This window comes from Pseudarthrobacter sp. SSS035, from assembly GCF_023273875.1.
Classification (GTDB): domain Bacteria; phylum Actinomycetota; class Actinomycetes; order Actinomycetales; family Micrococcaceae; genus Arthrobacter.
The window spans coordinates 1281027-1305230 of record NZ_CP096882.1 but is presented as its reverse complement, the minus strand read 5'-3'; the positions used below and the strand labels follow the sequence as shown (position 1 = coordinate 1305230).

Here is a 24204-nt window from a genome sequence, read left to right as displayed (position 1 = left end):
GCCGAACCGCACGCCATGCGCCAAACCAGGGTCCGTGGAACGTAATATTCGTTCACGCGAGTATTGACGCCAGTTGTTCATTCAAATATTCGATCATGGGCCGCTCAGGGGACGATGTACGCTTGCATCATGGACCACGTCAACGATCCTGCCGTTATTGAGCGCCTGATGCGAAACAAAGGGCGGTGGGCCATCGTGGGCCTGACCACCAACGAGTGGCGCGCAGCCTACGACACCTCGCTGTTTATCCGCGACCGGCTCGGGATGGAGATTATCCCCGTCAACCTTCCCGGCGACCCCGTCCACGGCGAAACCGGGTACCGTACCCTGGGTGAAATTCCGTCCGAAAAGCAACCCCTCGACGTCGTCGACTGCTTTGTGAACTCGCAGAAGGTCGGGGCGGTGGTGGACCAGGCAATTGCGGTGGGCGCCAAAGCCGTGTGGCTGCAGCTGGGCGTTATCGACGAAGCGGCAGTGGATCGTGCCAAGGCCGCCGGCCTGGACGTGGTGATGAACGTTTGCCCCGCGCAGCAGGCGTGGAAGTACAACCTCTGATCAGCGCTGCATCAGCTCCGGGTAGTGGCGTTCGGTCACATCGGGATGCGCCCGCATGCGGCCCTTGAGCATGTTCAGGCCAAAGGACGCGAGCATGGGGTTGGACGGATCGTCGGAGATGCCACGGGCTTGGGCTTTGAGCTCCGGAGGCAGTGGCACCGGATCGATGACCGCGTCCAGCCGCGGGGACCAGAAGAACGGGACTGAGTAGCGGTCCACGCCGGGTGGCGGCGCCTTGACCCGGTGGATCGTGGCGGCAAGGAAGCCTTCCGTGGCCACCTCCAGCATTTCGCCCAGGTTCACCACGAGTGCCCCGGGAACAGGCTCAACCGGCGCCCATTCAGTTGTCCCGGGCGGTAGCACTTCGAGGCCGCCCACCTCGTCTTGGAGGAGGAGGGTCACAAAACCGTAGTCAGCGTGGGAGCCCACGCCCTGGTTCCCGGCCGCCTCCACCACACCGCCGACGTAATGCACCAGCTTTCCCATCCACGCCGGTTCGTTGCCGAAGGGTTCGTCGAAGTGGTCCTCCGGCAGTTCCAGGGAAACCGAGATGCCCCGTAGCAGCTCCATGCCCACACTGGACATCAGCTCGGCCCAGGCCATGGCCGCCGGTTTGAGCTCCGGCAATGCCTCGTCGGGCCACATGTTGTGCCCCTGGAGCAGCCAGTACGGCTGGTCGGCCGGGTAGTTGTGGACGGGCTCGCGTTCGGGGGAGTAGTCGATCTGCTCGCGGGCGTCGGCCCGTCCCTGCGTGACTTCGGTGCCCATCCGGGTGTAGCCGCGGAAGTGCGGGGAAATCCTGTTGTCCAGCTTCATCCGCTCCTCGAGGGGCAGATCGAAGAAGCGTTTGATGAGGGCCAGCAGTTCCTCGGCCTGGCCGGGGGCGGCGCCGTAACCGGTGATTTGGAAGAAACCCACGTTGTGGGCGGCGTCCCGCAGCTGCTCGATGAATTCAGGGCTGAAGGAGCCGTACGGCTGGCGTGCGGCACTCATGTCCAGAACGGGGATGGTGGCCTGATCGGGTGACATCTTCGCAGACTAGCACCGCCGGGAAGGGCTTTGTAGGCTCGGTCCATGGACGCAGCCCAACTCAAGGCAATATGCCTGTCATTTCCCGGTGCCTTCGAGGATTTTCCCTTCGGTCCGGAGACCTCCGTGTTCAAGGTCCGGGCTGCCGTGGCGGGTGGCGCGCGGCATGAAGCCAAGATGTTTGCGGCGTCCGCCATGAACCCCGACGACTGGTCCGTGAGCCTGAAATGTGAACCCGCCCTGGCTGAGCAGCTGCGGGCCGCCCACCCGGAAATCACCGGCGCGTGGCACATGAACAAGACCCATTGGAACGGCGTGCGGCTGGACGGAAACCTGCCCGATGCCATGGTCCGGGACATGGTGGAGGACTCCTATGACCTGGTGGTGGCCTCCCTGAGCCGCAAGCAACAGGAGCAGCTGGGGTGGGCGCGGCTGTCCGGTTCTTCGGGCGGGCCCCGTTGACCGGGAAGCGCCTGGCTGCCGGCGGCCTCAACTACCCGGGCATCGGCGCCACCGAACACGGCCGGGCGCCGGAAGGCTACCACTGGGTCGTATCGCGGGAGCACCTGGGTGAGGGGTTGGCGGTCTACCGCAGGGTGGCGCACGGAATCCTTAGTTGGGAACTGCAGCGGCGGTCGGGCCTGCGCGTCCGGACCGAGTCCGACGTCGTGATCCCCGGCGCGCGGGTGGTGAGCGGGTTCGGCGTCGGGCCCTTCCGTATAAGTGCCCCGTGCGAGGTGGTCTGGGTCCGGCGGCCGGTGCCCGGAGACGGCCCCCAGTCAGCGGGCTTCGGCTACGGCACGCTGCCCGGCCATCCTGAACGCGGCGAGGAAGCCTTTGAAGTCGAGATCGCCGCTGACGGGCAGGTGTTCTTGAAGATCACCGCCTTCAGCAGGCACGCGAACTGGTTCTACCAGGCGGGAGGCCTGCTGGCCCGGGCGGCGCAGCGGCACATCACTTCGCGATACGTTGGAGGGGCACGCCAACTCGCCGCAGGTGAAAGCTGATCAGGAGAAGGTACATGCTGGACCAATCGACCCTTGACCGCCTATGGAACTTTGGGGATCCCGAGCTGTCCGAACAGCGCTTCCGGGACGCCCTTGCCGACCCGACCTACGACACCGACGAAAAGGCCGAACTCGCCACGCAGCTTGGCCGGGCCATTGGCCTGCAGGGCCGGTACGAGGAGGCGGATGCCTTGCTGGACTCCGTGGACGGCGAGGAAGAACCTACCGTCGGAGTGCGGATCCTGCTGGAACGCGGACGCGTCCTGAACTCCAGCGGCCATGCCGCCATGGCCGTACCCTTGTTCGAACAGGCAGCCGAGCTCGGCGACCACCTCGGCGAGGAGTTCCTCGCCGTCGACGCGCTGCACATGCTGGCCCTGGCAGACTCCGCCCATGCTGAGCTGTGGACCCGGAGCGCCCTCGAATACGCGTCTACCGCCCACGATCCGCACACACGGCGCTGGATGGTGGCACTGCACAACAACCTCGGCTGGACTTTCCACGGCGCCGGCCGGTTCGCCCAGGCGCTGGTGGAGTTCCAACTGGCCGAACAGTGGGCGGAACGGGCAGGAACCCCGGCGCAGCAGCAGGCTGCACGGGAGGCCATCCAGGCCTGTGACCTTGCCCTGGCCGCAGGCTGAACAACCCACACCCCTGCAACGGAAGGAATACCGCATGATCTTCATCGTCGTGAAATTCAAGGTCAAACCCGACTGGTCCGAGCGCTGGCTCGGCCTCGTGGACGCGTTTACCCAAGCCACACGCGCGGAGCCCGGCAACCTGTGGTTCGACTGGTCCCGCAGTGTGGATGACCCCAACGAGTTCGTGCTGGTGGAAGCCTTCAAGGACGACGCCGCCGGGGACCACGTCAACAGCACCCACTTCAAGCAGGCCATGGCGGACATGCCGCAGGCGCTGGCCGAGACGCCGCGCATCATCAGCCGCCAGCTCGATAGCGAAGGCTGGGACCGGATGGGCGAACTGACCATCTGACCCCGTCGGAGCAGTCGATACGATTACTGCATGTGGATCGGCTGGATTGAATTCGACATCCTCCTGGGCGATGTCCAGAGCCTGAAGGAGAAGCGCTCCGTTATCAGGCCGCTGCTGGCCGAGCTCAAGCGCCGCTTCGACGTGTCCGTCGCGGAGGTGGGGGACCACGACCAGTACCGGCGCTCGCAGGTGGGCGCCGGCCTGGTGGCAGCAGACCGGGCGCACCTCGTGGAGGTGCTCACCGCCGTCGAACGCTTTGTGGCAGCCCGGCCCGAGTTTGAACTGCTCAGCTCAAGGCAGCGGGAGCTCCGCAGCGACGACTGACTCATCGAGTGCTTAGAGGCCCAAGACTGCTTTGGCCGCTGGCCACGCCAATATGAGCGCAAGGAACGTGCCGCAGGTGAACGCCCCGGCAAGCCATGCACGAAAACCGTCATGTCCGATGAAGTGTCTGGTCCAGTGCTTGCCTTCAGGTTGTGAAGCATTGCGTAGCCGGGCGCTGACTGTTAGCCCCAAAACTGCGATCGCAGCCAAGCCGATAAGAACGTTCGCGGCGAAAAGCCAGAGGATTACACCTGCCGAAGGGTCCCCAAACTTGTAGCCATGCTGATTGACGTGCGCAATTGCATGTTTGAGGTCATCACTGCCGCCGACGAAAAATGCCACGGCCCAGCACATCCCGGCCAACAAGATGGAAACGATGGGAGCCGAAACCGGCATTTGTGAACCTGCCCGCCACTGGCGCAAGGTCATGATCAGGAGGATCACAGCACCAGAGGTCGGCGCCCAAGGCAGGGCGGCCATAAGACTTAGTCCCAGTTTTGCTGTGGCGAGGATTACGAGTAGAGAAACAAGGGCAAAGCCGACAAGCCATGCCGTGACGCCACTATTACCTGAGCTTGCGGCCGTCGGTTGATGGATTGTCGTACTTGAGTAGTGCCGCTGGTCGACTGTCTGCTTGAAGTGTGCGCTTCCGGAGATATCACCTGTGCGGATTCTTTGATCATTTTGTACTCCGGCCACCTCAAACGAAGCTTGGTCACGTTCCGCCCTGCGGGCTGCAGATCGTCCGACGACGGCAGTAAGCACGGGACTTACCACCGCACCTAGAAGGGATGCTAAAACTGGCGTCCAAGGGCCCGCTGCTTCTCGGGCCAAATCGTCGATGATGGTGCTCATGAACTTCCGCTCTCTCGTTTGTCATTTGCGAACAATACAAGGATGAGCGAGAGGTGTGACATTTTTGTCATAACAAGGGATCCAACTATCGGGGGCAGCCTGTCGAGGTGCTCACCGCCGTCGAACTGCTTGTGGCTGACCCGGCAACGCAAAATCCGCAGCGGTTCCAGACTTCCTTTCCCAGTGCTGGGGTGCGATTGTCCGGAACCGCCGCGGATTCCGTGAGCAGACTAGTGCTGCTGGGTGCTAGCCGAAGTACTTCGGCAGGGTCGCCTCGTGGGCTTCGCGGAGGGCGGCCAGGGACATGGTGTCCACGCCGTTGATCTCCAGGTTGCCGCTGGCTGCATCCACCACGCCGATGCGGGTGTGGGCAAAGCCGCGGGCCGTGCACATGTCCTTGAACCGGACCTCTTCCGAGCGGGGCACGCCAACAACCGCGCGGCCCTGGGACTCGGAGAACAGCGCCGTGAACAAGTCCACGCCGTCGCGGTCCAGAACGTCCTGCAGGGCGATCCGGGCACCCACGCCGTAGCGCAGTGCGGACTCCACCAGGGCTGCCGCGAGGCCGCCTTCGGAGAGGTCGTGCGCGGAGTCCACCATGCCGTCGCGGGATGCGTTGATCAGGATTTCGCCCAGCTCGCGTTCGGCGGCGAGGTCAACCTTGGGCGGCAGTCCACCGAGGTGGCCACGCATGTTGGCCCATTCGGAACCGTCCAGTTCTGCCGCCGTCGTACCCAGCAGGTAGATGGCCTGGCCGTCCTCGCGCCAGCCCGACGGCGTGCGGCGGGCGACGTCGTCGAGCTTGCCCAGCACTGCCACCACGGGGGAGGGGTGGATGGGCGTGGTGCCGGTCTGGTTGTACAGCGAGACGTTGCCGCCGGTGACCGGGATGCCCAGCACCATGCAGGCGTCGGAGAGGCCGCGGATGGCCTCCGCGAGCTGCCACATGACATCAGGGTCCTCGGGGGAGCCGAAGTTCAGGCAGTCGCTGACGGCCATGGGCACGGCGCCGGAGGTGGCCACGTTACGGTAGGCCTCGGCCAGCGCCAGCTGTGCGCCGTGGTACGGATCGAGGTAGGTGTAGCGGCCGTTGGCGTCGGTGGCAAGGGCAACGCCCAGGCCGGTTTCCTCGTCCACGCGGACCACGCCGGCGTCGTCCGGGAACGCCAGGGCGGTGTTGCCGCCCACGTACCGGTCGTACTGGTTGGTGATCCAGTCCTTGCTGCACATGTTCGGCGAGGCCACGAGCTCGGTGACGGCGGCAGCCAGTTCCGCGGGGGCGGAGGGGCGGCCGGTGTCCTGCACTGAGCCGGTGAAGGAATCGGCCTGGACGGAATCCTGCCATTCGGGGCGGGCGTACGGGCGGTCATACACGGGGCCGTCGTGGGCCACGGTGCGAGGGTCGACGTCCACGATGACCACGCCGTCCCAGGTGATGATCAGGCGGCCGGTGTCGGTGACCTCGCCGAGCCAGGAGTACTCCACGGCCCACTTGTCCATGACAGCCTCGAAGGCAGCGATGTTCTCCGGGGTGACCACGGCCATCATGCGTTCCTGCGACTCGGACATCAGGATTTCGCCCGGGGTCAGCGTGGGATCGCGCAGCAGGACGGAGGTCAGCTCAACTTCCATGCCGCCGTCGCCGTTGGAGGCGAGTTCGGACGTGGCGCAGGAGATGCCAGCGGCGCCGAGGTCCTGGATACCTTCAACCAGCGAGCCCTTGAAGAGCTCCAGGCAGCACTCGATCAGGACCTTCTCGGCGAAGGGGTCGCCCACCTGGACGGCGGGGCGCTTGGACGGCTTGGTGTCGTCGAAGGACTCCGAGGCCAGCACCGAGGCGCCGCCGATGCCGTCGCCGCCCGTGCGTGCACCGAACAGGACCACCTTGTTGCCCTTGCCGGACGCGTTGGCGAGGCGGATGTCCTCGTGGCGCATCACGCCAACAGCCAGCGCATTAACCAGCGGGTTGCCCTGGTAAACAGAATCGAACACCATTTCGCCGCCGATGTTCGGCAGGCCCAGCGAGTTGCCGTAGCCGCCGATGCCGGCAACGGCACCGTGCATCACGCGTGCAGTGTCCGGGTGGTCAATGGCGCCGAAACGCAGCGGATCCATCACAGCCACCGGGCGGGCGCCCATCGAGATGATGTCGCGGACAATGCCGCCGATGCCGGTCGCTGCACCCTGGTAGGGCTCCACGAACGACGGCGAGTTGTGGGACTCGATCTTGAACGTCACGGCCCAGCCGTCGCCCAGGTTGGTGACGCCGGCGTTCTCGCCGATGCCCACCAGCATGTCCTTCTTCATCTCCTCGGTCACCTTTTCGCCGAACTGGCGCAGGTGGTTCTTCGAGGACTTGTAGGAGCAGTGCTCGCTCCACATCACGGAGTACATGGCCAGCTCGGCGCCGGTGGGGCGGCGGCCCAGGACCTTGACGACCTCATCGAACTCGTTCTGCTTCAGGCCCAGTTCGGCCCACGGCAGTTCAGTGTCAGGTGTCTTGGCAGCGTTCTCGACGGTGTCGATGTTGAACTTCTTGGCGGTTTCGACAGGCTCGACCACGGAATTGATCTCGGTCATTTGTTGCCTCCCACAATCTTGTTCAGTACGGAGGTGAAGAAACCCAAGCCGTCGGTGTCGGACCCGCCGACCCCGTCGAGCGACTGGGGGCCGAAGCCAACCTCTACAGCGTGCTCCGGGTGCGGCATGAGCCCCACCACGTTGCCGGCGGCGTTGGAGATGCCGGCGATGTCGCGGCGGGAGCCGTTGGGGTTGAACCCCACGTACCGGAACACCACGCGGCCTTCAGCCTCGAGCGCGTCCAGGACCTTTTCGTCGGCGATGTACTGGCCGTCCTGGTTCTTCAGCGGAACCGTGATTTCCTGGCCGGCCTCGTAGTCCAGGGTCCAGGCGGTGTTGCTGTTTTCCACACGCAGGACCTGGTCGCGGCACATGAACTTCAGGTGGTCGTTCTTGATCATGGAGCCGGGCAGCAGGTGCGATTCGGTCAGGATCTGGAAGCCGTTGCAGATGCCCAGCACGGGCAGCTTGGCATCGGAGTTGGCGGCGTCGATGATCTTGGACATCAGCGGCGCGAAGCGGGCAATGGCGCCCGCGCGGAGGTAGTCGCCGTACGAGAAACCGCCGGGGATTACGACGGCGTCCACGTCACCCAGGGTGGTGTCGGCGTGCCAGAGCGGCACTGCGGTGCCGCCGGCGAGCCGGACTGCACGGGCGGCGTCGCGGTCGTCAAGGGTGCCGGGGAAGGTGACGACGCCGATTTTCGCGCCGGCAAGGCGCGGCTCGGCGGCGACGGCGATTGCCTCGCCGATCAAGGGAAGTTCAGTCATCTCAGGCCTCGACGACCTCGACGTTGACGACGTCTTCGATCACGGGGTTGGACAGCAGGGTCTCGGCGGCTTCGCGGGCCTGGGCCAGGATTGCGTCGGTCACCTCGCCCTCAACCGTCAGTTCAAAGCGCTTGCCCTGGCGGACAGAGCTAAAGCTGGTGAAGCCCAGACGGGGGAGTGCACCCACGATGGCCTTCCCCTGCGGGTCCAGAATCTCGGGCTTGGGCATGACGTCAACAACGATCCGGGGCATCCGGCAACTCCTGTGCGTGAGCATTGGGTAAGGGCGCAGCGGAGTCACGCCGTCTTACGCCGTTCCGGGGTGCTGGGGACGTTCTTTTTCGAACAGTGTGGACGGGCGCTCCGCGAGCTTGCTAGGCCATTCTACCGGGCCGAGCGCCGCACCCTGTATTCGGTGGGATCGGCCACAGTCATTGCGGCGGGGCGGGCTTTCGGGAGGTGGAGGACGACGGCGGCTATGGCCTCGCGGAGCAAGCGTCACTAGGATTGCGGCATGGCTGAAAAATCGAAATCTCTGCTGTTGCCGATGATGGCCGTGGCCGTTTTTGCCGGGTTGGGCCGGATGGTGGTGCAGAAGATCAAGGCGGACCGGGCTGCCCGGGAAACGCGCGTGGCCGGCCCCGTGGACGAAAAGACCCGCCAGTGGATCAGCGACGTGGTTCGGACGCCCAGGCAGTAGGCGCCCACTCCTTACGCAAGCCTTAAGACTTCCCAAGCTCAAACGGGCGTCCCTGAACGGGGCGCCCGTTTTTGTGACAAGTTCCAGGCCTCTCCCAAGCTTCTTCCGGAAAGTCCTAGCCATGTGACGCTCTACACACTAGGGTCGTAGGACGTCGTATGTGGCAGGTGGTATCCCCTCGGGTGCCGAGACCGCCCTCACGGCCGAATTCTCCCGATCCGCCGCCCCGCGGCGCCTTGAAAGGATATGGATTTGCGAATTTCTACTCAGCGGAACAGGCACCGAAGTATTGGCCGGACCGCAGGAGCCGGGCTGGTAGCGCTGGCGCTGCTGGCCGGATCCGGGATCGCCGCGCAGGCGGCACCGATCCCCCCGAACAACCCCACCGCTCCTCCCGGCTCATTCGCGGAGGCCAACATCGGCGCCGACCGGACTGCGGCGAACTTCTTCTACCGGATCCCGGCCCTGACCTACCTGGGCAACAACGTGGTGCTCGCCTCGTGGGACGGCCGCCCCGGCAGCGCCGCAGACGCTCCGAACCCCAACTCGATCGTGCAGCGCCGCAGCACCGACGGCGGCCAGACCTGGGGCCCCGTGCAGGTCATCGCCGCCGGCCACGTGGGCGACGCCACGGGCCCCAAATACGGCTACAGCGATCCGTCCTACATCTACGACGCCGAGGCCGGCAAGGTCTTCGCGCTGTTCGTGTACTCCAAGGACCAGGGCTTCTTCGGCAGCCAGTTCGGCAACAACGACGGCGACCGCAGCGTGATCTCCTCCGCCGTGATCGAATCCTCCGACGGCGGCGTCACGTGGACGCAGCCAACGCTCATCACCAATGTCACTAAGCCGGGCACCAGCAAGACCAGCCCGGTGGCCGGCGATATCCGCTCCAACTTCGCGTCCTCCGGCGAAGGCATCCAGCTCAAGTACGGCCAGTACAAGGGCCGCCTGGTCCAGCAGTACGCCGGCGACGTCCGCCAGGCCGATGGCACCAACAAGATCCAGGCCTACAGCGTCTACTCGGACGATCACGGTGCCACCTGGCACAAGGGCGCCAACGTGGGCGACCGCATGGACGAGAACAAGACCGTGGAGCTCTCCGACGGCCGCGTACTGCTGAACTCGCGCGACAACGCCAACCAGGGCTACCGCAAGGTGGCCATCTCCACTGACGGCGGCGCCACCTATGGTCCGGTCACCCAGGACACCGAACTGCCGGACCCGGCAAACAACGGTTCCATCGCCCGCATGTTCCCGGCCGCCGCGCAGGGCTCGGCGGACGCCAAGAAGCTCATCTTCACCAACTCCAATTCCAAGACCGGCCGCGAGAACGTCTCCGCCCGGATCTCCTGCGACGACGGCGCCACCTGGCCCGGCGTCCGCACCATCCGTTCCGGCTTCTCCGCCTACTCCACCGTGACCCGGCTGGAAGACGGCACGTTCGGCGTGCTGTACGAGGGCAACTACACGGACAACATCCAGTTCGCGAAGTTCGACGACGCGTGGCTGAACTACGCCTGCGCCCCGCTGTCCGTACCGGCACTCACCACCACCGCCGGCGCCACCAAGCAGGTAGCTGTCACCGTGACCAACCAGGAGGCCACCACACTTTCCGGCGCCAACGCCACGGTCTACACCCCCGCTGGCTGGACCGCCACCACGGTGCCCGTGCCCGACGTCGCGCCCGGTGCCTCGGTGACCGCCAACGTGGACCTGACCGCACCGGCGAACGCCAGCGGTCCGCAGAACCTCAACGCCGCGTTCACGACGGCGGATGGCCGGGTTTCGCAGTTCACGTTCACCGCCACCGTCCCGGCAGCTCCGCAGGTGGGCCTCACCATCACCGGAACGGCCCAGGCCCGCGACGTCATCGCCAGCCCCTACCAGGCGGGTGACGTCCTGAGCTACACGTTCAACGTCAAGAGCACCGCCAACGTCACGGCGAATTCAGTACCCGCTGCCGGCAACTTTGAGACCGGCTTCCTGCCGCCGGCCCCCGGCGCGCCCAGTGTTCCGAACTGCCGGTTCAACAGCCTGGCCGCGGGTGCAAACTACAACTGCACCACGGCCAAGCACACGCTGACGGCCGAGGACATCGCCCGCGGCTATTTCGTCCCCGAGGCGAGTTTCACCGTCACGGCCAGCGCGACTCCGTCGCTCACCAAGACGGTTCCGTTCACCGGCGCCGCGGTGGCACTGCGCGATGGTCTGGTTTCCGCCAGCATCACCGGCGCCCGTGCGGATTCCGGCCGTGACCTCGCCACCGCACCGTACGCCGCCGGCGATGCTTTTCCGTACACCTTCAGCGTGAGCAACACGAGCCCGCTCGTGGAAAAGGTGGTTCCCACCGCCGGTAACTTCAGCCCGTTCCTTCCCGAAGGCCCGGGCAACTGCCGCTACGGTGTGCTGCCGGCCGGCCAGGGCTACACCTGCGCCACGCCGCGCCACACCGTGACCGCTGCCGAGGCGGAGCAGGGCTACTTCGTTCCGAAGACCACTTGGGAAGTCAGTTCCGCAGGCCAGAGCAGCAAGGTCTATACGGTCGACGGTGGCGAAGTGGACCTGAAGGTCCGCGACGCCAAGCTGGAAGGCACCGTTTCGGCTGAGTGGAGCGACGCCGACGGTGACCGTTTCGCCAGCGAAGGCGATACCGTCTCATACGCCTACACCGTAGGCAACGCCGGCAACGTCGCCCTGACCGGGCTCAGTGCCCCGGACGCCTCCATCAGCCAGGACGCCCTGGCCGTGGGCGGGACCGTGACGGCAACGCGCGAGCACGTCCTGACCGCAGCCGACATCGCGGCAGGCCGGCTCGACGCGGTCTCGTTCGCGGCAACTGCCGCCAACGGCGCCAAGGAAGTCACCGCCACGGTGACCGGCGGCGCGCTGGTACTGGCTCTCCAGCCGTCGCAGCCCGAGACGGTCCCCGTCCTCGCCGTCCAGGACCTCGAGGAACAGACGGCTCCGTTCGACCTCGGCACGCAGGACAAGTACCGCAACGGCCAGAAGGTGACCCTGAAGGGTTTCGACTACGGCCAGTGGTACTACGTGTACCTGAACAAGAAGAGCTACCGGATCGGCTGGATTTTCCCCACCACCGACAACACCGTGGAGTTCATCCTGCCCTCAGGTGTGCAGAGCGGCCGCGACGACGTGGTGGTGCTGGACAAGGACGGCAAGCAGGTCTCCTTCGACCGCCTGCAGGTGACGCCCAAGGGTTGAGGGGTCGTCGTTTCCTAGCACCAAAGGAGACCTCCGCGCGGAGCTGGACTTTTCCAAAGTCCGGCCCGAGTGGGGGTCTTTCTTTTGTGCCTTCCCGGCCCCGCCTTGTAGCTGCATGATTGACGTATACGCCCGATGTGTCCTATGTCATATTCAGCTCTCAGTCTGTACTGTTTGTAACGGCTGGTCACGGTATTACAAAACCTGTAATACCGTGTGCCGTTCCCAGCTGCTCCAGACCGGCAACGTGGCCGGCCGTTCCTCGTGAAAGGTGTAGTCGCTCGTGAAATCAACTGGAAAAAGCCTCATTCGGGGCGGAGGACTCCGGAAGGCGGCGGCATTGGCCGTGGGCTTGCCGTTGCTCCTGTCTTCAATAGCGATGAGCCCCGCTACCGCGGCGCCCGCTGAAGCCAACACGGCAGTGGCAGCAAAGAAGATCAACCCCGGCGACTACCCCGCCGGCCGCTACATTGTGGTCCTGGCCGAGAAGCCGGCGGCCACCTACGACGGCGGGACTCCCGGACTCGCAGCGACGAAGCCCCAGAACGGCCGCAAGCTTGACGCCGACCGGCCCGAAGTCCAGCAGTACCAGGCGCATCTTGAGGGCAGGCAGAACGCTGTGGCCGGGTCCGAAAGCGTCCGGATCAAGCGCCAGTACACGGCTGCCATCAACGGGTTCTCGGCCGATTTGACCGCCGACCAGGCCGCTAAGCTCGCCAAGGACCCGGCCGTCCTTATGGTGGCACCGGACACGGAAAACGCGCCGGATTACTCCAGTACAGATTTCCTTGGGCTCAGCGGTGAAAACGGCATCTGGAAGACTGTCTTCGGCGGACAGGAGAATGCCGGCAAAGGCGTCGTAGTGGGCGTTATTGACTCCGGCTACACCCCCTCCAACCCGTTCTTCGCCGGGGAAGACGTGCAACCGCTCGCCGGCCAGGCCCAAGTGGGCGCCCCGTACCGCACAGCGGACGGCAACATCGCCATGCTCAAGTCCGACGGCGACACCTTCGTCGGAGAGTGCCAGAAGGGCCAGGGAACCGGGGCTGCGTTTGACGGCAGTGCCTGCAACTCCAAAGTCCTGAGTGCCCGCTACTTCGCTGACGACTACATGGCGTACGTGGCGCCGGAGAACCGCGCGCCCGAAGAACTGATTTCGCCTGTGGATGTGGGAAGCCACGGGACGCACACTGCCAGCACCGCCGCGGGCAACGCGAACGTCCGGGCCAACCTTGGTGCAACCGATATGGGCATCACCAGCGGCGTGGCGCCGGCGGCAAAGATCTCCGTCTACAAGGTCTGCTGGGAGGACGACAACCCGGCCACGGGCGGCTGCTACAGCTCCGCCTCCGTGGCCGCGATCAATCAAGCCATCTTGGACGGTGTGGATGTGCTGAACTACTCCATCTCCGGCAGCACCTCAACCACCACGGACCCGGTTTCCCTGGCTTTCCTTTCCGCGGCGTCCGCCGGAATCTTTGTTGCCGCATCCGCCGGAAACTCGGGACCCACGGCAAGCACCGTGAACCACGGCGCTCCGTGGCTGACCACAGTGGCCGCGAGCTCCTTCTCCACGGAGTTGCAGGGAACCGTCGAATTTGAGGATGGCAGCAAGTACCGCGGCGCCAGCCTTATGTCCGCTCCCGTTCCTGCGAGCAACGTTGTGCTGGCGGCAAGTGCCGCAGCCGCCGGCGCAGCAAACCCGGAACTGTGCGCACCCAATGCGCTGGATCCCGCCAAGGTGACAGGGAAGATTGTTGTCTGCGACCGCGGGGTGGTGGACCGCGTAGCCAAGAGCGCCGAGGTTCAGCGCGCCGGCGGCATCGGCATGATTCTGGTCAACGTAACCACCTCCTCCGAGGACCTTGACCGCCACGCAGTCCCCACAGTGCACGTGAACCCGCCGGCCACGCAGCAGATCAAGGACAAGATCATCGCCAACCCCGGCATCAAGGTCTCCCTGGTAAACACGGACACCACCGGCCTTCCGGCCGCGCCGCAGCCGCAGATCGCCGGCTTCTCCTCCCGGGGCCCGCTGCTTGCTACCGGCTCAGACTTGCTCAAGCCTGACGTGGCGGCCCCGGGTGTGGCAGTGCTGGCAGGTGTTTCGCCCATCGGTTCCGGCGGCGACCAGTTCGGCATGATGTCCGGGACGTCGATGGCCGCGCCGCACGTGGCCGGATTTGGCGCCTTGATTCTGGCCAAGAACCCCACATGGTCTCCGGCCACCGTCAAGTCAGCCATGATGACCACGGCAGCTGATATCAAGAACTCAGACGGCAGCCGGAACGGTGATGTGTTCGCCACCGGCGCCGGCCAGGTGAACATTGCGCGGGTCCTGGATCCCGGCCTGGTCTACGACAATTCCGAGGACGACTACCTGAAGTTCATTCAGGGAACGGGCCTGGACATGGGCATCCCGGGTCTCGGAACAACCGCACCGCGGGATATGAATGTTGCCTCGTTCGCGCTGGGGGCACTCACCGGCAAGACAGAGGTCACGCGGACTGTCACCGCGCTGACCCCGGGCGTTTACCGGGCCAAGGCCAGCGTTCCTGGCGTCAAGGTGACGGTCACGCCGTCAATCCTTAGCTTCAACGCTGCCGGCGAGAAGCGCACCTTCAAGGTCAGGTTCGAGAACACCAGCGCTGCCCTGGGGCAGTTTGCCATGGGCAACCTCATCTGGCAGGGTGCCGGCAAGAACGTGGCATCGCCGGTGGCCGTCCGCCCGCAGTCGGTGGTGGCACCGGCAAACCTGGCGTTTACCTCGGAAGGAGGCCAGGGGCAGGGCGACATTCCGGTGGTTTCAGGCACCAACGCGCCCGTGAACATCACCTTGGACGGCCTGTCCAAGGCTGACTCCTCGGCCATCGAACTGGTTCCCGGACCGCTGGCCCTGGAAACGGACGCGTCCAACTTCGCCAAGGAGGTCACCGTTCCGGCAGGATCGCCGCTGGCAAAGTTCTCCGTCTTTTCCTCGGACGAGGCCGCCGACTTCGACATGGTGGTCTTCAACCCGGCGGGACAGGCCCTGCTGGCCCAGACCGCCTCTGCCAGTGAATCGATTTCGGTTCCGAACCCGGCTCCGGGCGTTTACACGATTTTTGTGAACCTCTACGCAAGCCCCAATGGGCAGCCCACGAAGGCGTCCGTGGACGCTGCGGTGCTGGGAGCCAACGTGGGAAATGCCACGGTGACCCCCAACCCGCTGCGGCTCGGGAACGGCCAGTCGGGCATTCTGAAGCTCCAGTGGAAGGATCTCGCTGAAGGCTCGTATATCGGCCGGGTGACGTTCGCCGGTTCGAGCGCGCCCACCTTCGTCTCTGTGGTTGTCACACCAGGCAGTGCTCTGGTGGTCCCTGCTGATGAAACTGCCGGTGACCCTGCCAACGACAAGAAGGACAAGGTCAAAAAGGAAAAGAAGAAGCAGGAGGTTCCGGAGTTCTCCGGAAACCGCAACATGGATCTCTAGCCCTTCAGCAATGGCATGGGAACGCCGCCGGACCGCTTGGTTCCGGCGGCGTTCCCGATCTGCCGTGACTGCCGCCGATGGTCAGATTTCGCTGCGGGAACCAGTTGTCCCGCCGAACAGGGGAGCCATGGCGCGCCAGCGGGAGATTTCACAGCCATCGGTTCGCCGGAAAGTCACACTGACGGGACGGCCGTTGATGGAGCCGGTCACAACGGCCACCTGCGGCCCGCCGTATTGCTGCGTGCAGAGTTTCGGGGGGCCCGGTTTGGGAAAGAAGATGTCCTGACCGAAGCGTTCCATCGCTGACAACGCTGCTGCGGGATCGGGCACGGTGCAACCGTCGGCAGGGCGGCCATCGCGGACTATCAGCCGGAACTCGTACTCGGGGGAGTTGGGGTCTTCCGTGACCCTGATGGTCAGCTCGAGGTCCTTCATACCGACCCCGCAGTTCGAAGCGGTGCCAAGGCCTGCGCCAGGCGCCCTCGGAGCGCAGCAGCCTCACCGGCGAAGGCGCGCTGATGCTCAACGTAGGCCGCTTTGCCTTCCGCGGTTTCGATTCGAATGGGCGGGTAACCCCACTCCGCGAGGTCGTAGGGGGAGGCCTGCATGTCCATGGCCCGGATCCGCCAGGACAGTTCGAAGCAATCCATGACCAGTTCGCTGGGAAGCGCGGGCAGCAGTTTGTACGCCCACTTGTAAAGGTCCATGTTGGCGTGCAGGCAGCCCGGCTGTTCCATATGCCGCTGGTTTTCGCGGCTCGGCGCCAGTTCGTTCAGCGCAATCGCGTTGGGCGTGTAAAAGCGGAAAGCGTCGAAGTGTGAGCACCGGATCCGGTTGCCCTCCACCACTTTGTCCGTGCCGGCCGATCCCAGTCTCAGCTGCAGGTATTCATGGCGCAGGTCGAATTTGTCCTGGCGGTAGACCATGGCCCATTCGTGCAGCCCGAAACAGCCGAACTGCGCGGGCCGGGCAGCGGTGCCGCGAAGAATGATGTCCGCGAAGGCCACAGCCTCGTGCCGGTCGGCCAGGAACCGGGCGCGGTCAAATGTCACGGCAGGGGTTCCTGGCGGCAGCCCAAGGGAGGCGAGTTCGCCGTCGTCGAGCGTTTTGTAGTGCTTCCAGCCCATGCGGGCGGACGCCGCTTCAGCGGTGAGTACGACGCCGGCTCCCGGGTGCCAGCGCAGCAGCTGGCCAGGCTTCTGGGTGTAGTAAGTGAAAAGAAAGTCCTCCACCGGGTGCTTCCGACCTGCCGAGCGGCGGGCAAGGTAGGGATCCGAGTAACGGCGGACGCGTTGGGCGTGCGCTTCTTCGCGGGCACGCCAGGCATCGGCCGTCAGCAGGCTAAACTGCTCCACCGCTGGCACCCAGGACGTCCTGGGCTGCGTCCCAGGCGCCGATTTCGCAGCCGTTGGTGCGCGCGAACGCGGCATCCACCGGAGTGTCGTCCACAATCCCGGTGACCGTGGCGGTCTGCGGGCCGCCGTATTGTTCGGTGCAGGCCACGTCTTTGCTTCTGGGCGCCGGGCTGAGGAGTGCCGCGTTGTTCTTGAGGGCAGCGCAGGCAGCCTCCGGCCTGGGGTGTTTGCTCTCAGCGGTGGGGAGGCCGTCGCGGCAGACCAGCGTGTAGTTCACTGCCGCTTCGGTGGGAGAGGGCTTGACCATAATGGCAAGTTCGGCGTTGCCGGCGCCGGGGCCTGCCGTCGGGGCCGGGGGTGCGGAAGGGGACGGCGCAGGGACGGTGGTCTCGGTGTCCGGAGCGGGGGACCCGGAAGTGCCCGGGCTGGCGGAGGAGCTGGTTGTGGGGCTGGTTGTGGGGCTGGCGGATGAAGTCCCGCTCCCGTCAGGCGTGCCCGTACAGGCGGCGAGCCCGGCAATGGCGAGGACCGCCAGCAATGGCCGTACTGTTCGCAAACGCATGGACCCTCCTAGGTTGCTGCCATTTTACGCCTTGGCGGGTTTACTCCCTTGCCGCATTTAATCCCCGACGGGTTGCCCGTTGGATCCGGCGGTGGCGGCGATGAGCCCCATCATGGATTTGTGCAGCGCGCCCACCTGCTCACGGGTCAGCCCCAGGCGTTCCATCATGGTGCCCGGGACGGCAATGGCCTGCTGACGCAGCGCGGCGCCGGCCGGGGTCAGGCGCACGGCAAGGGTCCGTTCGTTTCCGTCCATCCGTTGGCGGGTGACAAAGCCGGCCTCCTCCAGCCGCCGAAGAAGAGGTGAGATGGTGGCCGGGGCCTGCGCCAGGGCTTCACTGATGCTGCGCAGGGTGCGGGGTGCTGATTCCCACAGGCACAGCATCACAAGATACTGCGGGTGGGTGAGTCCGAGCTTTTCGAGGACGGGCTTGTAGGCGCCCACCACGCTTCTGGATGCCACGGTGAGGGCAAAACAGAGCTGTTGCTCCAAGAGGAGGTCATCGTCCTGCTGCCGCGCAGCGCCGGCCCGTACCGTCATAACATTCCTCCAATAGTTAGTGCACTAATTGTTAGCGTACACTGGAGCGGGTAATCGGGTTCTATCGAAGGGGTCACTTTCATGGGCAAAGGCAAGTCAGCCGACAAGGGCAACGCATCCCAGCGGTTCATGCGCGCAACCGGCAAGCTCAGGGCGATTTTCGGCCCGGCCAACCGCAGTTCCCTGGTGCATGACATGACCGAAGAGAACCGGGCACTCCTGGTTCAGCGCGAACGGGAATCCCAGCAATGGGAAACGGTCACCCGCCCGGACGGCAGCACCTATGTTGTGCCCAGGAACCCGGACGACCAGTCCCTCCGCTGACCGTCCCCGGCCTCCCCACCCTGCCCAACCTCACCAGACCCTTTTTCGGGCGGCGGGCGTAAAATAAGGGCACTGACTCCACAAGGAGGCAGTGGCTCTTTCGCCCGCAACGCGGGAAGGGGGTGGAAACAATGGGACATGCGCTCACCGGTTTTATGCACGCGACTGACAGGCTCCGCTTTGTCTTCGGGCCGGCAACGCGTCTGGACGCGGATTCGCCCGTGGTCCACAAGCATGATGACTTCGAGCAGGCCTCTGACGAGGATCTTTCCCACTTCGTGGTGGAATCCGATTCCGAAGGTCATCACTACGCCGTGCGCCGCGAAGAATTGGACAAACAGGGCTGAGCTGCCCGCTTTCCCCAAAAAATGTTCTGGTGGCCGGCAGAACCGGCCTCCAGAACATCCTTCTGATGGTGTGCAGCAGGCTAAAGGGCTAGCTAGCGCCCGGTGCCGCCGTAGACGGTTGCCTCGTCCTCGCTGTCCAGGTCGAAGGCCTTGTGGATTGCCCGGACGGCGTCATCGAGGAGATCGGCGTGTGTCACCACGGAGATCCGGATTTCCGAGGTGGAGATCATGTTGATGTTGATCCCGGCATCGGACAGGGCCTTGAAGAACGTCGCGGAGACGCCCGGGTGTGACCGCATGCCGGCCCCGATCAGGGACAGTTTGCCGATCTGTTCGTTGTATTCGATGTTCTCGAACCCGATGTCCGGCTGCGCGGCCTTGAGCGCTTCCAGGGCCTCCGCGCCTTCGACGATGGGGAGCGTGAAGGAAATATCCGTCCGGCCCGTGCCGTGCGTGGAAACGTTCTGCACGATCATGTCGATGTTCGAGTGGGCGTCGGCAATGACCTGGAAGATCGCGGCCGCCTTGCCGGGGATGTCCGGTACACCCACCACAGTGACCTTGGCTTCGGAACGGTCGTGCGCAACGCCGGAGATGATTGGCTGCTCCAAGGCAACTCCCTCTTGAGTGGTGATCTTGTCTTCGGCGCTGGGGATGACCCAGGTGCCTTCGTTCTGGCTGAATGAGGACCGGACATGCAACGGCACACCGAACCGGCGCGCATATTCAACGCAGCGCAGGTGCAGTATCTTCGCACCGGACGCCGCGAGTTCCAGCATTTCCTCGCTGGAGATGGTGTCGATTTTCTGGGCGGAAGGCACCACACGCGGGTCCGCGGTATAGATGCCGTCAACGTCTGTGTAGATCTCGCAGACATCGGCGTCGAGTGCGGCCGCAAGCGCGACGGCGGTGGTGTCCGAGCCGCCGCGGCCCAAGGTGGTGATCTCGTTGGTGCTACGGCTCATGCCCTGGAAGCCGGCGACGATCGCGATGTGCCCCTTGTCCAGGGCCGTGCGGATGCGGTGCGGATCGACGTCGATAATGCGCGCCTTGCCATGGATGCCGTCCGTGATCATGCCGGCCTGGGAGCCGGTGAAGGACTGTGCTGAGGCGCCGAACTTGTTGATGGCCATGGCCAGCAGGGCCATGGAGATGCGCTCACCGGCGGAGAGGAGCATGTCCATCTCGCGGGCGGGGGCGGAGTCGGTCACCTGGGCGGCGAGGTCCAGCAGTTCGTCGGTGGTGTCGCCCATGGCCGAAACGACCACCACCACTTCGTTGCCGGCCCGCTGCGCGTCGACCACGCGCTTGGCGACGCGCTTGACGCCCTCGGCATCCGACACGGAGGAGCCGCCGAACTTCTGCACAATCAGCTGTTTGGTCACGGCAGTGCCTTCGGGCAGCTCCTGTGGCTGCGTTGCTGTGTGCACTTCGGAAGTGGGCGTACTCATGCGCGTACCTTCACTGGATCAATCGGAGTTCTGGAGGTCAGGCACGGCCTTGCGGCTGGACGGCGTGACGTGTCAGCCCAGTTTATCGCCGCCTGTGGCCGGACGCGGAATTGTGTCCAAATCTCAGCCTTCCGACGGATACTGCGCCCGTCGGCTCAGGCGTAGGCTCATATAGTCAGTATGCATGAACGGCTTTGGGGGACAGGTGCTCGGGAAATGACAGAAAACTGGGACAGAATAGGCATTCCGGCCCAGCCGGAAAGCCCGCGCCAGGACGGCATCAGCGCCACCGCGGTGAGCCGCAGCTTCGGGCAGGTGCACGCCGTCGAGCACATGGATTTCCATGCTCCGGCGGGAAAAGTCACCGCGCTGATCGGCCCCAACGGTGCCGGTAAAACCACGCTGTTGCTCATGCTGGCTTCACTGCTGGCGCCGGATTCCGGCACTGTCACGGTGGATGGGCTGGATCCGCAGCACCACCGCGCGGAAGTGCGGAAAAGGATTGGCTGGATGCCGGACACCCTGGGCGTGTGGGAGTCCCTGACCGCCCGTGAGATCCTCACCCAGATAGCCCGTTTCTACCGGCTGCCCAAGGCCGGAATCCCGCAGCGCGTCACCGAGATGCTGGACCGCGTCCGCCTGAGCGACCTTGCAGACCAGCCGGCCCGTGTCCTGTCCCGGGGGCAGCAGCAGCGCCTCAGCCTGGCCCGCGCCCTGATCCACGATCCGTCCGTGCTGCTGCTCGATGAGCCGGCGTCAGGCCTGGACCCGGGATCGCGGGTGGAGCTGCGGGTGATGCTGCGGCAGCTTGCGGCGGAGGGGAAGTCCATTGTGGTCTCCTCCCACGTGCTCAGCGAGCTGGACGAAATTGCCGACGCAGCGGTGTTCGTCAACCGAGGGAAGACGGTCCGGCACCAGACCACGGATGCGGCTGCCGCCTCCGGAAGGCGCTACGCCATCTCGGCAACGGACGGCGCAGCGCTCGCAGCCAAACTCGCGGACTTGGGCCTGGCGTTCCGGGTTGAGGACGGCCGCCGGCCGGCCGTCAGCCTGGTGTTGCTGAACGACGACGACGCCGCCCGCCTCCTGCGCGACCTGGTGCTGGCCGGCGTCGGGGTCAGCTCCTTTGCCCCCGCCTCGGGTGCCCTGGAAGAGACTTACATGAACCTTGAGGGGGAGCGGCGATGAGCCAGCTGACAGATACAACGCAGCGCCCGCCGGCCGCCGGCTTTGGTGCCGGCTACCTTGCCGGTATCCGTGATGTGGTGGTCCTGGAACTCAAACAGCGGCTCCGCTCTCGCGGCTGGTACATCATGCTGGCGATCTGGTTCATCCTGACGGGCCTGGTGACCTGGCTTACGTGGGCCAGCTGGAATGCCCAGCGCGAAGCCCAGCGGGCCTACTCCAACTTCATGCCGCCCGACACCGGACCAGGGTCCATGATCTTCGAAGTGGTCTTGGCCTTTGTCCTTCTCTTCGCATTGCTGGTGGCGCCCGCATTGTCTGCCAATGCCGTCAACGGCGACCGCGCCGGCGGGACCCTGGCTATCCTTCAGGTGACCCTGCTCCGTCCCGGACAGATCCTGTGGGGCAAGTTCTTCGCCGCGTGGGCCGCCGCCCTGGCATTCCTGGTGGCCAGCACGCCGTTCCTGGTGATCGGAGTGGCCCTCGGCGGCATGACGCCAGGCCATGTCCTCGTGGCCCTGCTGATGCTGGCCGTCGAAGTGGGCGTGGTGTGTGCCATCGGCGTCGGAATTTCCGCGCTGGCGGGGCGCCCGCTGTTCTCGATTGTGGTCACGTACCTTGCAGTGGCCGGGCTGGTTTTCGGTTCCCTGATTGCCTTTGGCCTGGGCACCGGTCTCTCGCAGGGCACTGTCATGGCCAACGAGGCGCAGTACCGCAACGTCGTACCGCTGCAGACTGTGCCGGACGAAACAGCACCGGAGGAACCGGCGTACACCTGCTCCGGACCGCTGCGCGCCCAGCCGGTGGTGCGCACCGAACGCGTGGCGTGGATGCTTGCCATGAACCCCTACGTGGTCGTGGCAGACGCCATCCCGTATACGGTCCGCGTCAACAGCGGCTTCGGCATGTCATCACCGGTGGGGGCCATCGAATCCATCAGCCAGGGTGCACGTTACGCCATGGCCGGTCCGGAGGGCACATACCCTTGCGCCAACGGCGAGGCCAAGCCGCAGTACCTGGCGCAGTCCACTCCCTTGTGGCCGCTGGGGCTTGGCCTGCAGCTGCTGCTTGCCGGGCTGCTGATGTGGCTGGGTTGGCGCTCACTGCGCACCCCGGCACACAGGCTGGCGCGCGGAACCCGCATCGCCTAAAGCCGGCGTGCCACTGCCGTGACAGTCCTTTCCCTGACGGCTGGGTCACTGGACTGCAGGGGTACTGGACAGGCCTGCTTCAGCAGATCATTGGATTAGCTGTCCGACGTGGCAGCTGACTGTCGGGGCTGGGCCTGTCCATAGGGATGGAGGCGGCACGTGGCTGATAAGAACGTGGCGGATGGCGTCCGTGGCTGACGGCGAACCTCTGTCCGAACCCATTGGCGCCGGAAAAAACCAGTATGACGACGAAGCCCACGCCGGGGACACCTCGTCCCCGGGTGGCGCCCAGGTTCGGTTGCTCGTCCGTCGTGCGTCGGCCACGGCGCTGCTGACAGTGAGCTCTGGCCGCTTCTGGTGGGAGAGCGCCGCCATTCTCGGTCTCTGCGCGGGCTCCGGGACGCTGATGGTGATCGCGTTGGTCACGGGCGGTGACCTGCCGCCGGAATCCCATGCCTGGGTGTATATGCTCACGGCAGCAATGCTGGTGCTGGTGAGCTGCGTGCTCGCTGTCCGGTGGGGGAACGGGCGGAGCGGCGCTGGGCAGGATCCAGTCGAGGGTGCTGTGGATGGCCCAATGCTGGACTGGGCGTGCAGCAGTGCCAAGGGATTGCTCTTCGCCAGCGTGTCTGTCGTTTTCCTGCTGCTGCTCGCGCTCTGGTCGGAGTCCGCGCCCGCAGTTGCCGGGGTGACCTATGTCCTGATGATGCTTGAAGTCATGGTTTTTGGGCGGCATAGGCGCGGGCGCTGCCCGGTGGTTCGAAGGTCAGTGGGGAAGGGCTCTGGCCTGGGGCGTCGCAGCTTTGCTTCTGGTGGGCAACGTTCGCCGGAGTTCCATGGCATCGCCGAGATTTACCACACCGAGCGGATCTTCTGGATGGCAACTAGCGACCCGATGGTGATCCTGGCGCTGGTTGCCGGTGAGGCCAAGCACAAGGAAAACGCCTTGGATTGGCTCCCAGGGGAGCTGCAGAACGCAGCGGAAGGCACCCAAGTTCCTTGTGGAGGGGCAGGAACGGGAAAAGGCAGGCGCTGAAATGCCACTGGCACTGATCGGCGTTGGCACGAAGGCCGGAGCTGCAGGCATTCTGTTGGCAGGCGGCAACCGGGCTGCGCAACGTCGGCTCAACCCTGCCGCCTGAACCTGTCTTTCAGATCAGATCAGGTCAGGGCGTTGCGGCGGCCTTCGAAGGCGCGGCCGAGCGTGACCTCGTCGGCGTATTCAAGGTCGCCGCCCACGGGCAGGCCGGAGGCCAGCCTGGTTACCACGATGCCGATTGTCTTCAGCATCCTGGCCAGGTACGTGGCGGTTGCTTCGCCTTCGAGGTTGGGGTCGGTGGCGATAATGACTTCCTGGATGGCGCCGTCGTTCAGCCGTGTCAGGAGTTCCCGGATCCGCAGTTGCTCGGGTCCGACGCCGGCAATGGGGTTGATGGCTCCGCCCAGCACGTGATAGCGGCCGCGGAAGGATCGTGTGCGCTCCACGGCGAGGACGTCCTTGGACTCCTCCACCACACAAATGACTGACGGGTCGCGCCGGGGATCGCGGCAGATGTTGCACAGTTCCTGCTCGGTGACGTTACCGCAAACCGTGCAGAACTTCACGCGTTCCTTCACCATGGTGATGGCTTCCACGAGTCGCTTCATGTCCTGGGGGTCCGCTTCGAGGATGTGGAAGGCCAGCCGCTGTGCGGATTTGGGACCGACACCGGGAAGCCGTCCGAGCTCGTCAATCAGCTCCTGGACTGCACCTTCGTACACGTTTTCCTCTTTTGGCTT

General features: G+C 65.0%; 25 protein-coding genes. 14 read left to right on the top strand and 11 right to left on the bottom strand.

Annotation, left to right across the window (positions count from 1 at the left end):
• Window positions 1-129: 129 nt before the first annotated feature.
• Window positions 130-555 carry a CoA-binding protein gene (locus MUN23_RS05900; RefSeq protein WP_248762975.1) on the top strand — a complete coding sequence of 142 codons (426 nt, stop codon included), beginning with the start codon at window positions 130-132 and terminating at the stop codon, window positions 553-555.
• Here the strand turns inward: MUN23_RS05900 and MUN23_RS05895 are convergent, their stop codons facing one another.
• Window positions 556-1584, bottom strand: a complete 1029-nt coding sequence (locus MUN23_RS05895) for an isopenicillin N synthase family oxygenase (RefSeq protein ID WP_248762974.1) — start codon at window positions 1582-1584, stop codon at window positions 556-558.
• A 45-nt stretch (window positions 1585-1629) separates the two neighbouring features.
• On the opposite strand from MUN23_RS05895, the gene MUN23_RS05890 reads away from it, so the two are divergent.
• From MUN23_RS05890 to MUN23_RS05870, 5 genes are read left to right on the top strand one after another with little or no spacing between them, the layout of a single operon-like run.
• Entirely contained in the window at window positions 1630-2046 is a 417-nt protein-coding gene (locus MUN23_RS05890; protein ID WP_104062661.1) for an MmcQ/YjbR family DNA-binding protein, read from the top strand.
• Window positions 2007-2591, top strand: coding sequence for a DUF1990 family protein (locus tag MUN23_RS05885; RefSeq protein ID WP_248762973.1), 585 nt, complete (start codon window positions 2007-2009; stop codon window positions 2589-2591). Before MUN23_RS05890 ends, MUN23_RS05885 begins: the two co-directional genes overlap by 40 nt.
• Before the next feature lie 14 nt (window positions 2592-2605).
• Window positions 2606-3232, top strand: coding sequence for a hypothetical protein (locus tag MUN23_RS05880; RefSeq protein WP_248762972.1), 627 nt, complete (start codon window positions 2606-2608; stop codon window positions 3230-3232).
• Window positions 3233-3266: 34 nt separating this feature from the next.
• Window positions 3267-3584 carry a putative quinol monooxygenase gene (locus MUN23_RS05875; protein ID WP_248762971.1) on the top strand — a complete coding sequence of 106 codons (318 nt, stop codon included), beginning with the start codon at window positions 3267-3269 and terminating at the stop codon, window positions 3582-3584.
• Between the two features lie 30 nt (window positions 3585-3614).
• Window positions 3615-3908 carry a DUF503 domain-containing protein gene (locus MUN23_RS05870; RefSeq protein WP_248762970.1) on the top strand — a complete coding sequence of 98 codons (294 nt, stop codon included), beginning with the start codon at window positions 3615-3617 and terminating at the stop codon, window positions 3906-3908.
• A gap of 12 nt (window positions 3909-3920) precedes the next feature.
• Here MUN23_RS05870 and MUN23_RS05865 read toward each other — a convergent pair whose 3' ends face one another.
• The 4 genes from MUN23_RS05865 to purS all read right to left on the bottom strand — a co-directional run bounded on the left by MUN23_RS05865 (window position 3921) and on the right by purS (window position 8366).
• Window positions 3921-4763 carry a hypothetical protein gene (locus MUN23_RS05865; protein ID WP_248762969.1) on the bottom strand — a complete coding sequence of 281 codons (843 nt, stop codon included), beginning with the start codon at window positions 4761-4763 and terminating at the stop codon, window positions 3921-3923.
• A 246-nt stretch (window positions 4764-5009) separates the two neighbouring features.
• On the bottom strand, window positions 5010-7343 hold the full coding sequence (purL, locus tag MUN23_RS05860; protein ID WP_248762968.1) for a phosphoribosylformylglycinamidine synthase subunit PurL: 2334 nt from the start codon (window positions 7341-7343) through the stop codon (window positions 5010-5012).
• Window positions 7340-8113, bottom strand: coding sequence for a phosphoribosylformylglycinamidine synthase subunit PurQ (purQ, locus tag MUN23_RS05855; protein WP_248762967.1), 774 nt, complete (start codon window positions 8111-8113; stop codon window positions 7340-7342). The genes purL and purQ overlap by 4 nt, the downstream gene beginning before the upstream one ends.
• Window position 8114: 1 nt before the next feature.
• Window positions 8115-8366, bottom strand: a complete 252-nt coding sequence (gene purS / locus MUN23_RS05850) for a phosphoribosylformylglycinamidine synthase subunit PurS (RefSeq protein WP_056348600.1) — start codon at window positions 8364-8366, stop codon at window positions 8115-8117.
• A 261-nt stretch (window positions 8367-8627) separates the two neighbouring features.
• Between purS and MUN23_RS05845 the strand changes: the two genes are divergently transcribed.
• The 3 genes from MUN23_RS05845 to MUN23_RS05835 all read left to right on the top strand — a co-directional run bounded on the left by MUN23_RS05845 (window position 8628) and on the right by MUN23_RS05835 (window position 15510).
• A complete protein-coding gene (locus MUN23_RS05845; RefSeq protein ID WP_058930172.1) occupies window positions 8628-8813 on the top strand; it encodes a hypothetical protein in 186 nt (61 codons plus the stop codon).
• A gap of 252 nt (window positions 8814-9065) precedes the next feature.
• The gene (locus MUN23_RS05840; protein WP_248762966.1) at window positions 9066-12038 is read left to right on the top strand and encodes an exo-alpha-sialidase; all 2973 of its coding nucleotides are present in this window, start codon (window positions 9066-9068) and stop codon (window positions 12036-12038) included.
• A 379-nt stretch (window positions 12039-12417) separates the two neighbouring features.
• Entirely contained in the window at window positions 12418-15510 is a 3093-nt protein-coding gene (locus MUN23_RS05835) for a S8 family peptidase (RefSeq protein WP_248762965.1), read from the top strand.
• Window positions 15511-15591: 81 nt separating this feature from the next.
• On the opposite strand, the gene MUN23_RS05830 is transcribed toward MUN23_RS05835, so the two are convergent.
• The 4 genes from MUN23_RS05830 to MUN23_RS05815 are packed head-to-tail and all read right to left on the bottom strand — an operon-like array spanning window position 15592 to window position 17967.
• Window positions 15592-15945 (bottom strand): serine protease inhibitor, encoded by a 354-nt coding sequence (locus MUN23_RS05830; RefSeq protein WP_248762964.1) that lies wholly within the window; start codon window positions 15943-15945, stop codon window positions 15592-15594.
• A complete protein-coding gene (locus MUN23_RS05825; protein ID WP_248762963.1) occupies window positions 15942-16874 on the bottom strand; it encodes a 3-methyladenine DNA glycosylase in 933 nt (310 codons plus the stop codon). Before MUN23_RS05825 ends, MUN23_RS05830 begins: the two co-directional genes overlap by 4 nt.
• Entirely contained in the window at window positions 16852-17427 is a 576-nt protein-coding gene (locus MUN23_RS05820; RefSeq protein WP_248762962.1) for an SSI family serine proteinase inhibitor, read from the bottom strand. The genes MUN23_RS05825 and MUN23_RS05820 overlap by 23 nt, the downstream gene beginning before the upstream one ends.
• Before the next feature lie 57 nt (window positions 17428-17484).
• Window positions 17485-17967: a MarR family winged helix-turn-helix transcriptional regulator gene (locus tag MUN23_RS05815; RefSeq protein WP_248762961.1), complete on the bottom strand. Its 483-nt coding sequence runs from the start codon at window positions 17965-17967 to the stop codon at window positions 17485-17487.
• An 81-nt stretch (window positions 17968-18048) separates the two neighbouring features.
• On the opposite strand from MUN23_RS05815, the gene MUN23_RS05810 reads away from it, so the two are divergent.
• Window positions 18049-18291 carry a hypothetical protein gene (locus MUN23_RS05810; protein WP_248762960.1) on the top strand — a complete coding sequence of 81 codons (243 nt, stop codon included), beginning with the start codon at window positions 18049-18051 and terminating at the stop codon, window positions 18289-18291.
• A 131-nt stretch (window positions 18292-18422) separates the two neighbouring features.
• Window positions 18423-18638, top strand: coding sequence for a hypothetical protein (locus MUN23_RS05805; RefSeq protein WP_248762959.1), 216 nt, complete (start codon window positions 18423-18425; stop codon window positions 18636-18638).
• A gap of 92 nt (window positions 18639-18730) precedes the next feature.
• On the opposite strand, the gene MUN23_RS05800 is transcribed toward MUN23_RS05805, so the two are convergent.
• On the bottom strand, window positions 18731-20089 hold the full coding sequence (locus MUN23_RS05800; protein WP_058930163.1) for an aspartate kinase: 1359 nt from the start codon (window positions 20087-20089) through the stop codon (window positions 18731-18733).
• Window positions 20090-20305: 216 nt separating this feature from the next.
• On the opposite strand from MUN23_RS05800, the gene MUN23_RS05795 reads away from it, so the two are divergent.
• From MUN23_RS05795 to MUN23_RS05785, 3 genes are all read left to right on the top strand, one after another.
• On the top strand, window positions 20306-21277 hold the full coding sequence (locus MUN23_RS05795; RefSeq protein WP_248762958.1) for an ABC transporter ATP-binding protein: 972 nt from the start codon (window positions 20306-20308) through the stop codon (window positions 21275-21277).
• Complete coding sequence (locus MUN23_RS05790) at window positions 21274-22425, top strand: ABC transporter permease (RefSeq protein WP_248762957.1); 1152 nt, start codon at window positions 21274-21276, stop codon at window positions 22423-22425. Before MUN23_RS05795 ends, MUN23_RS05790 begins: the two co-directional genes overlap by 4 nt.
• Window positions 22426-22606: 181 nt before the next feature.
• The gene (locus MUN23_RS05785; RefSeq protein ID WP_248762956.1) at window positions 22607-23461 is read left to right on the top strand and encodes a hypothetical protein; all 855 of its coding nucleotides are present in this window, start codon (window positions 22607-22609) and stop codon (window positions 23459-23461) included.
• 125 nt (window positions 23462-23586) lie between these two features.
• Here the strand turns inward: MUN23_RS05785 and recR are convergent, their stop codons facing one another.
• Window positions 23587-24186, bottom strand: a complete 600-nt coding sequence (gene recR / locus MUN23_RS05780; protein WP_056348564.1) for a recombination mediator RecR — start codon at window positions 24184-24186, stop codon at window positions 23587-23589.
• Window positions 24187-24204: the final 18 nt, after the last annotated feature.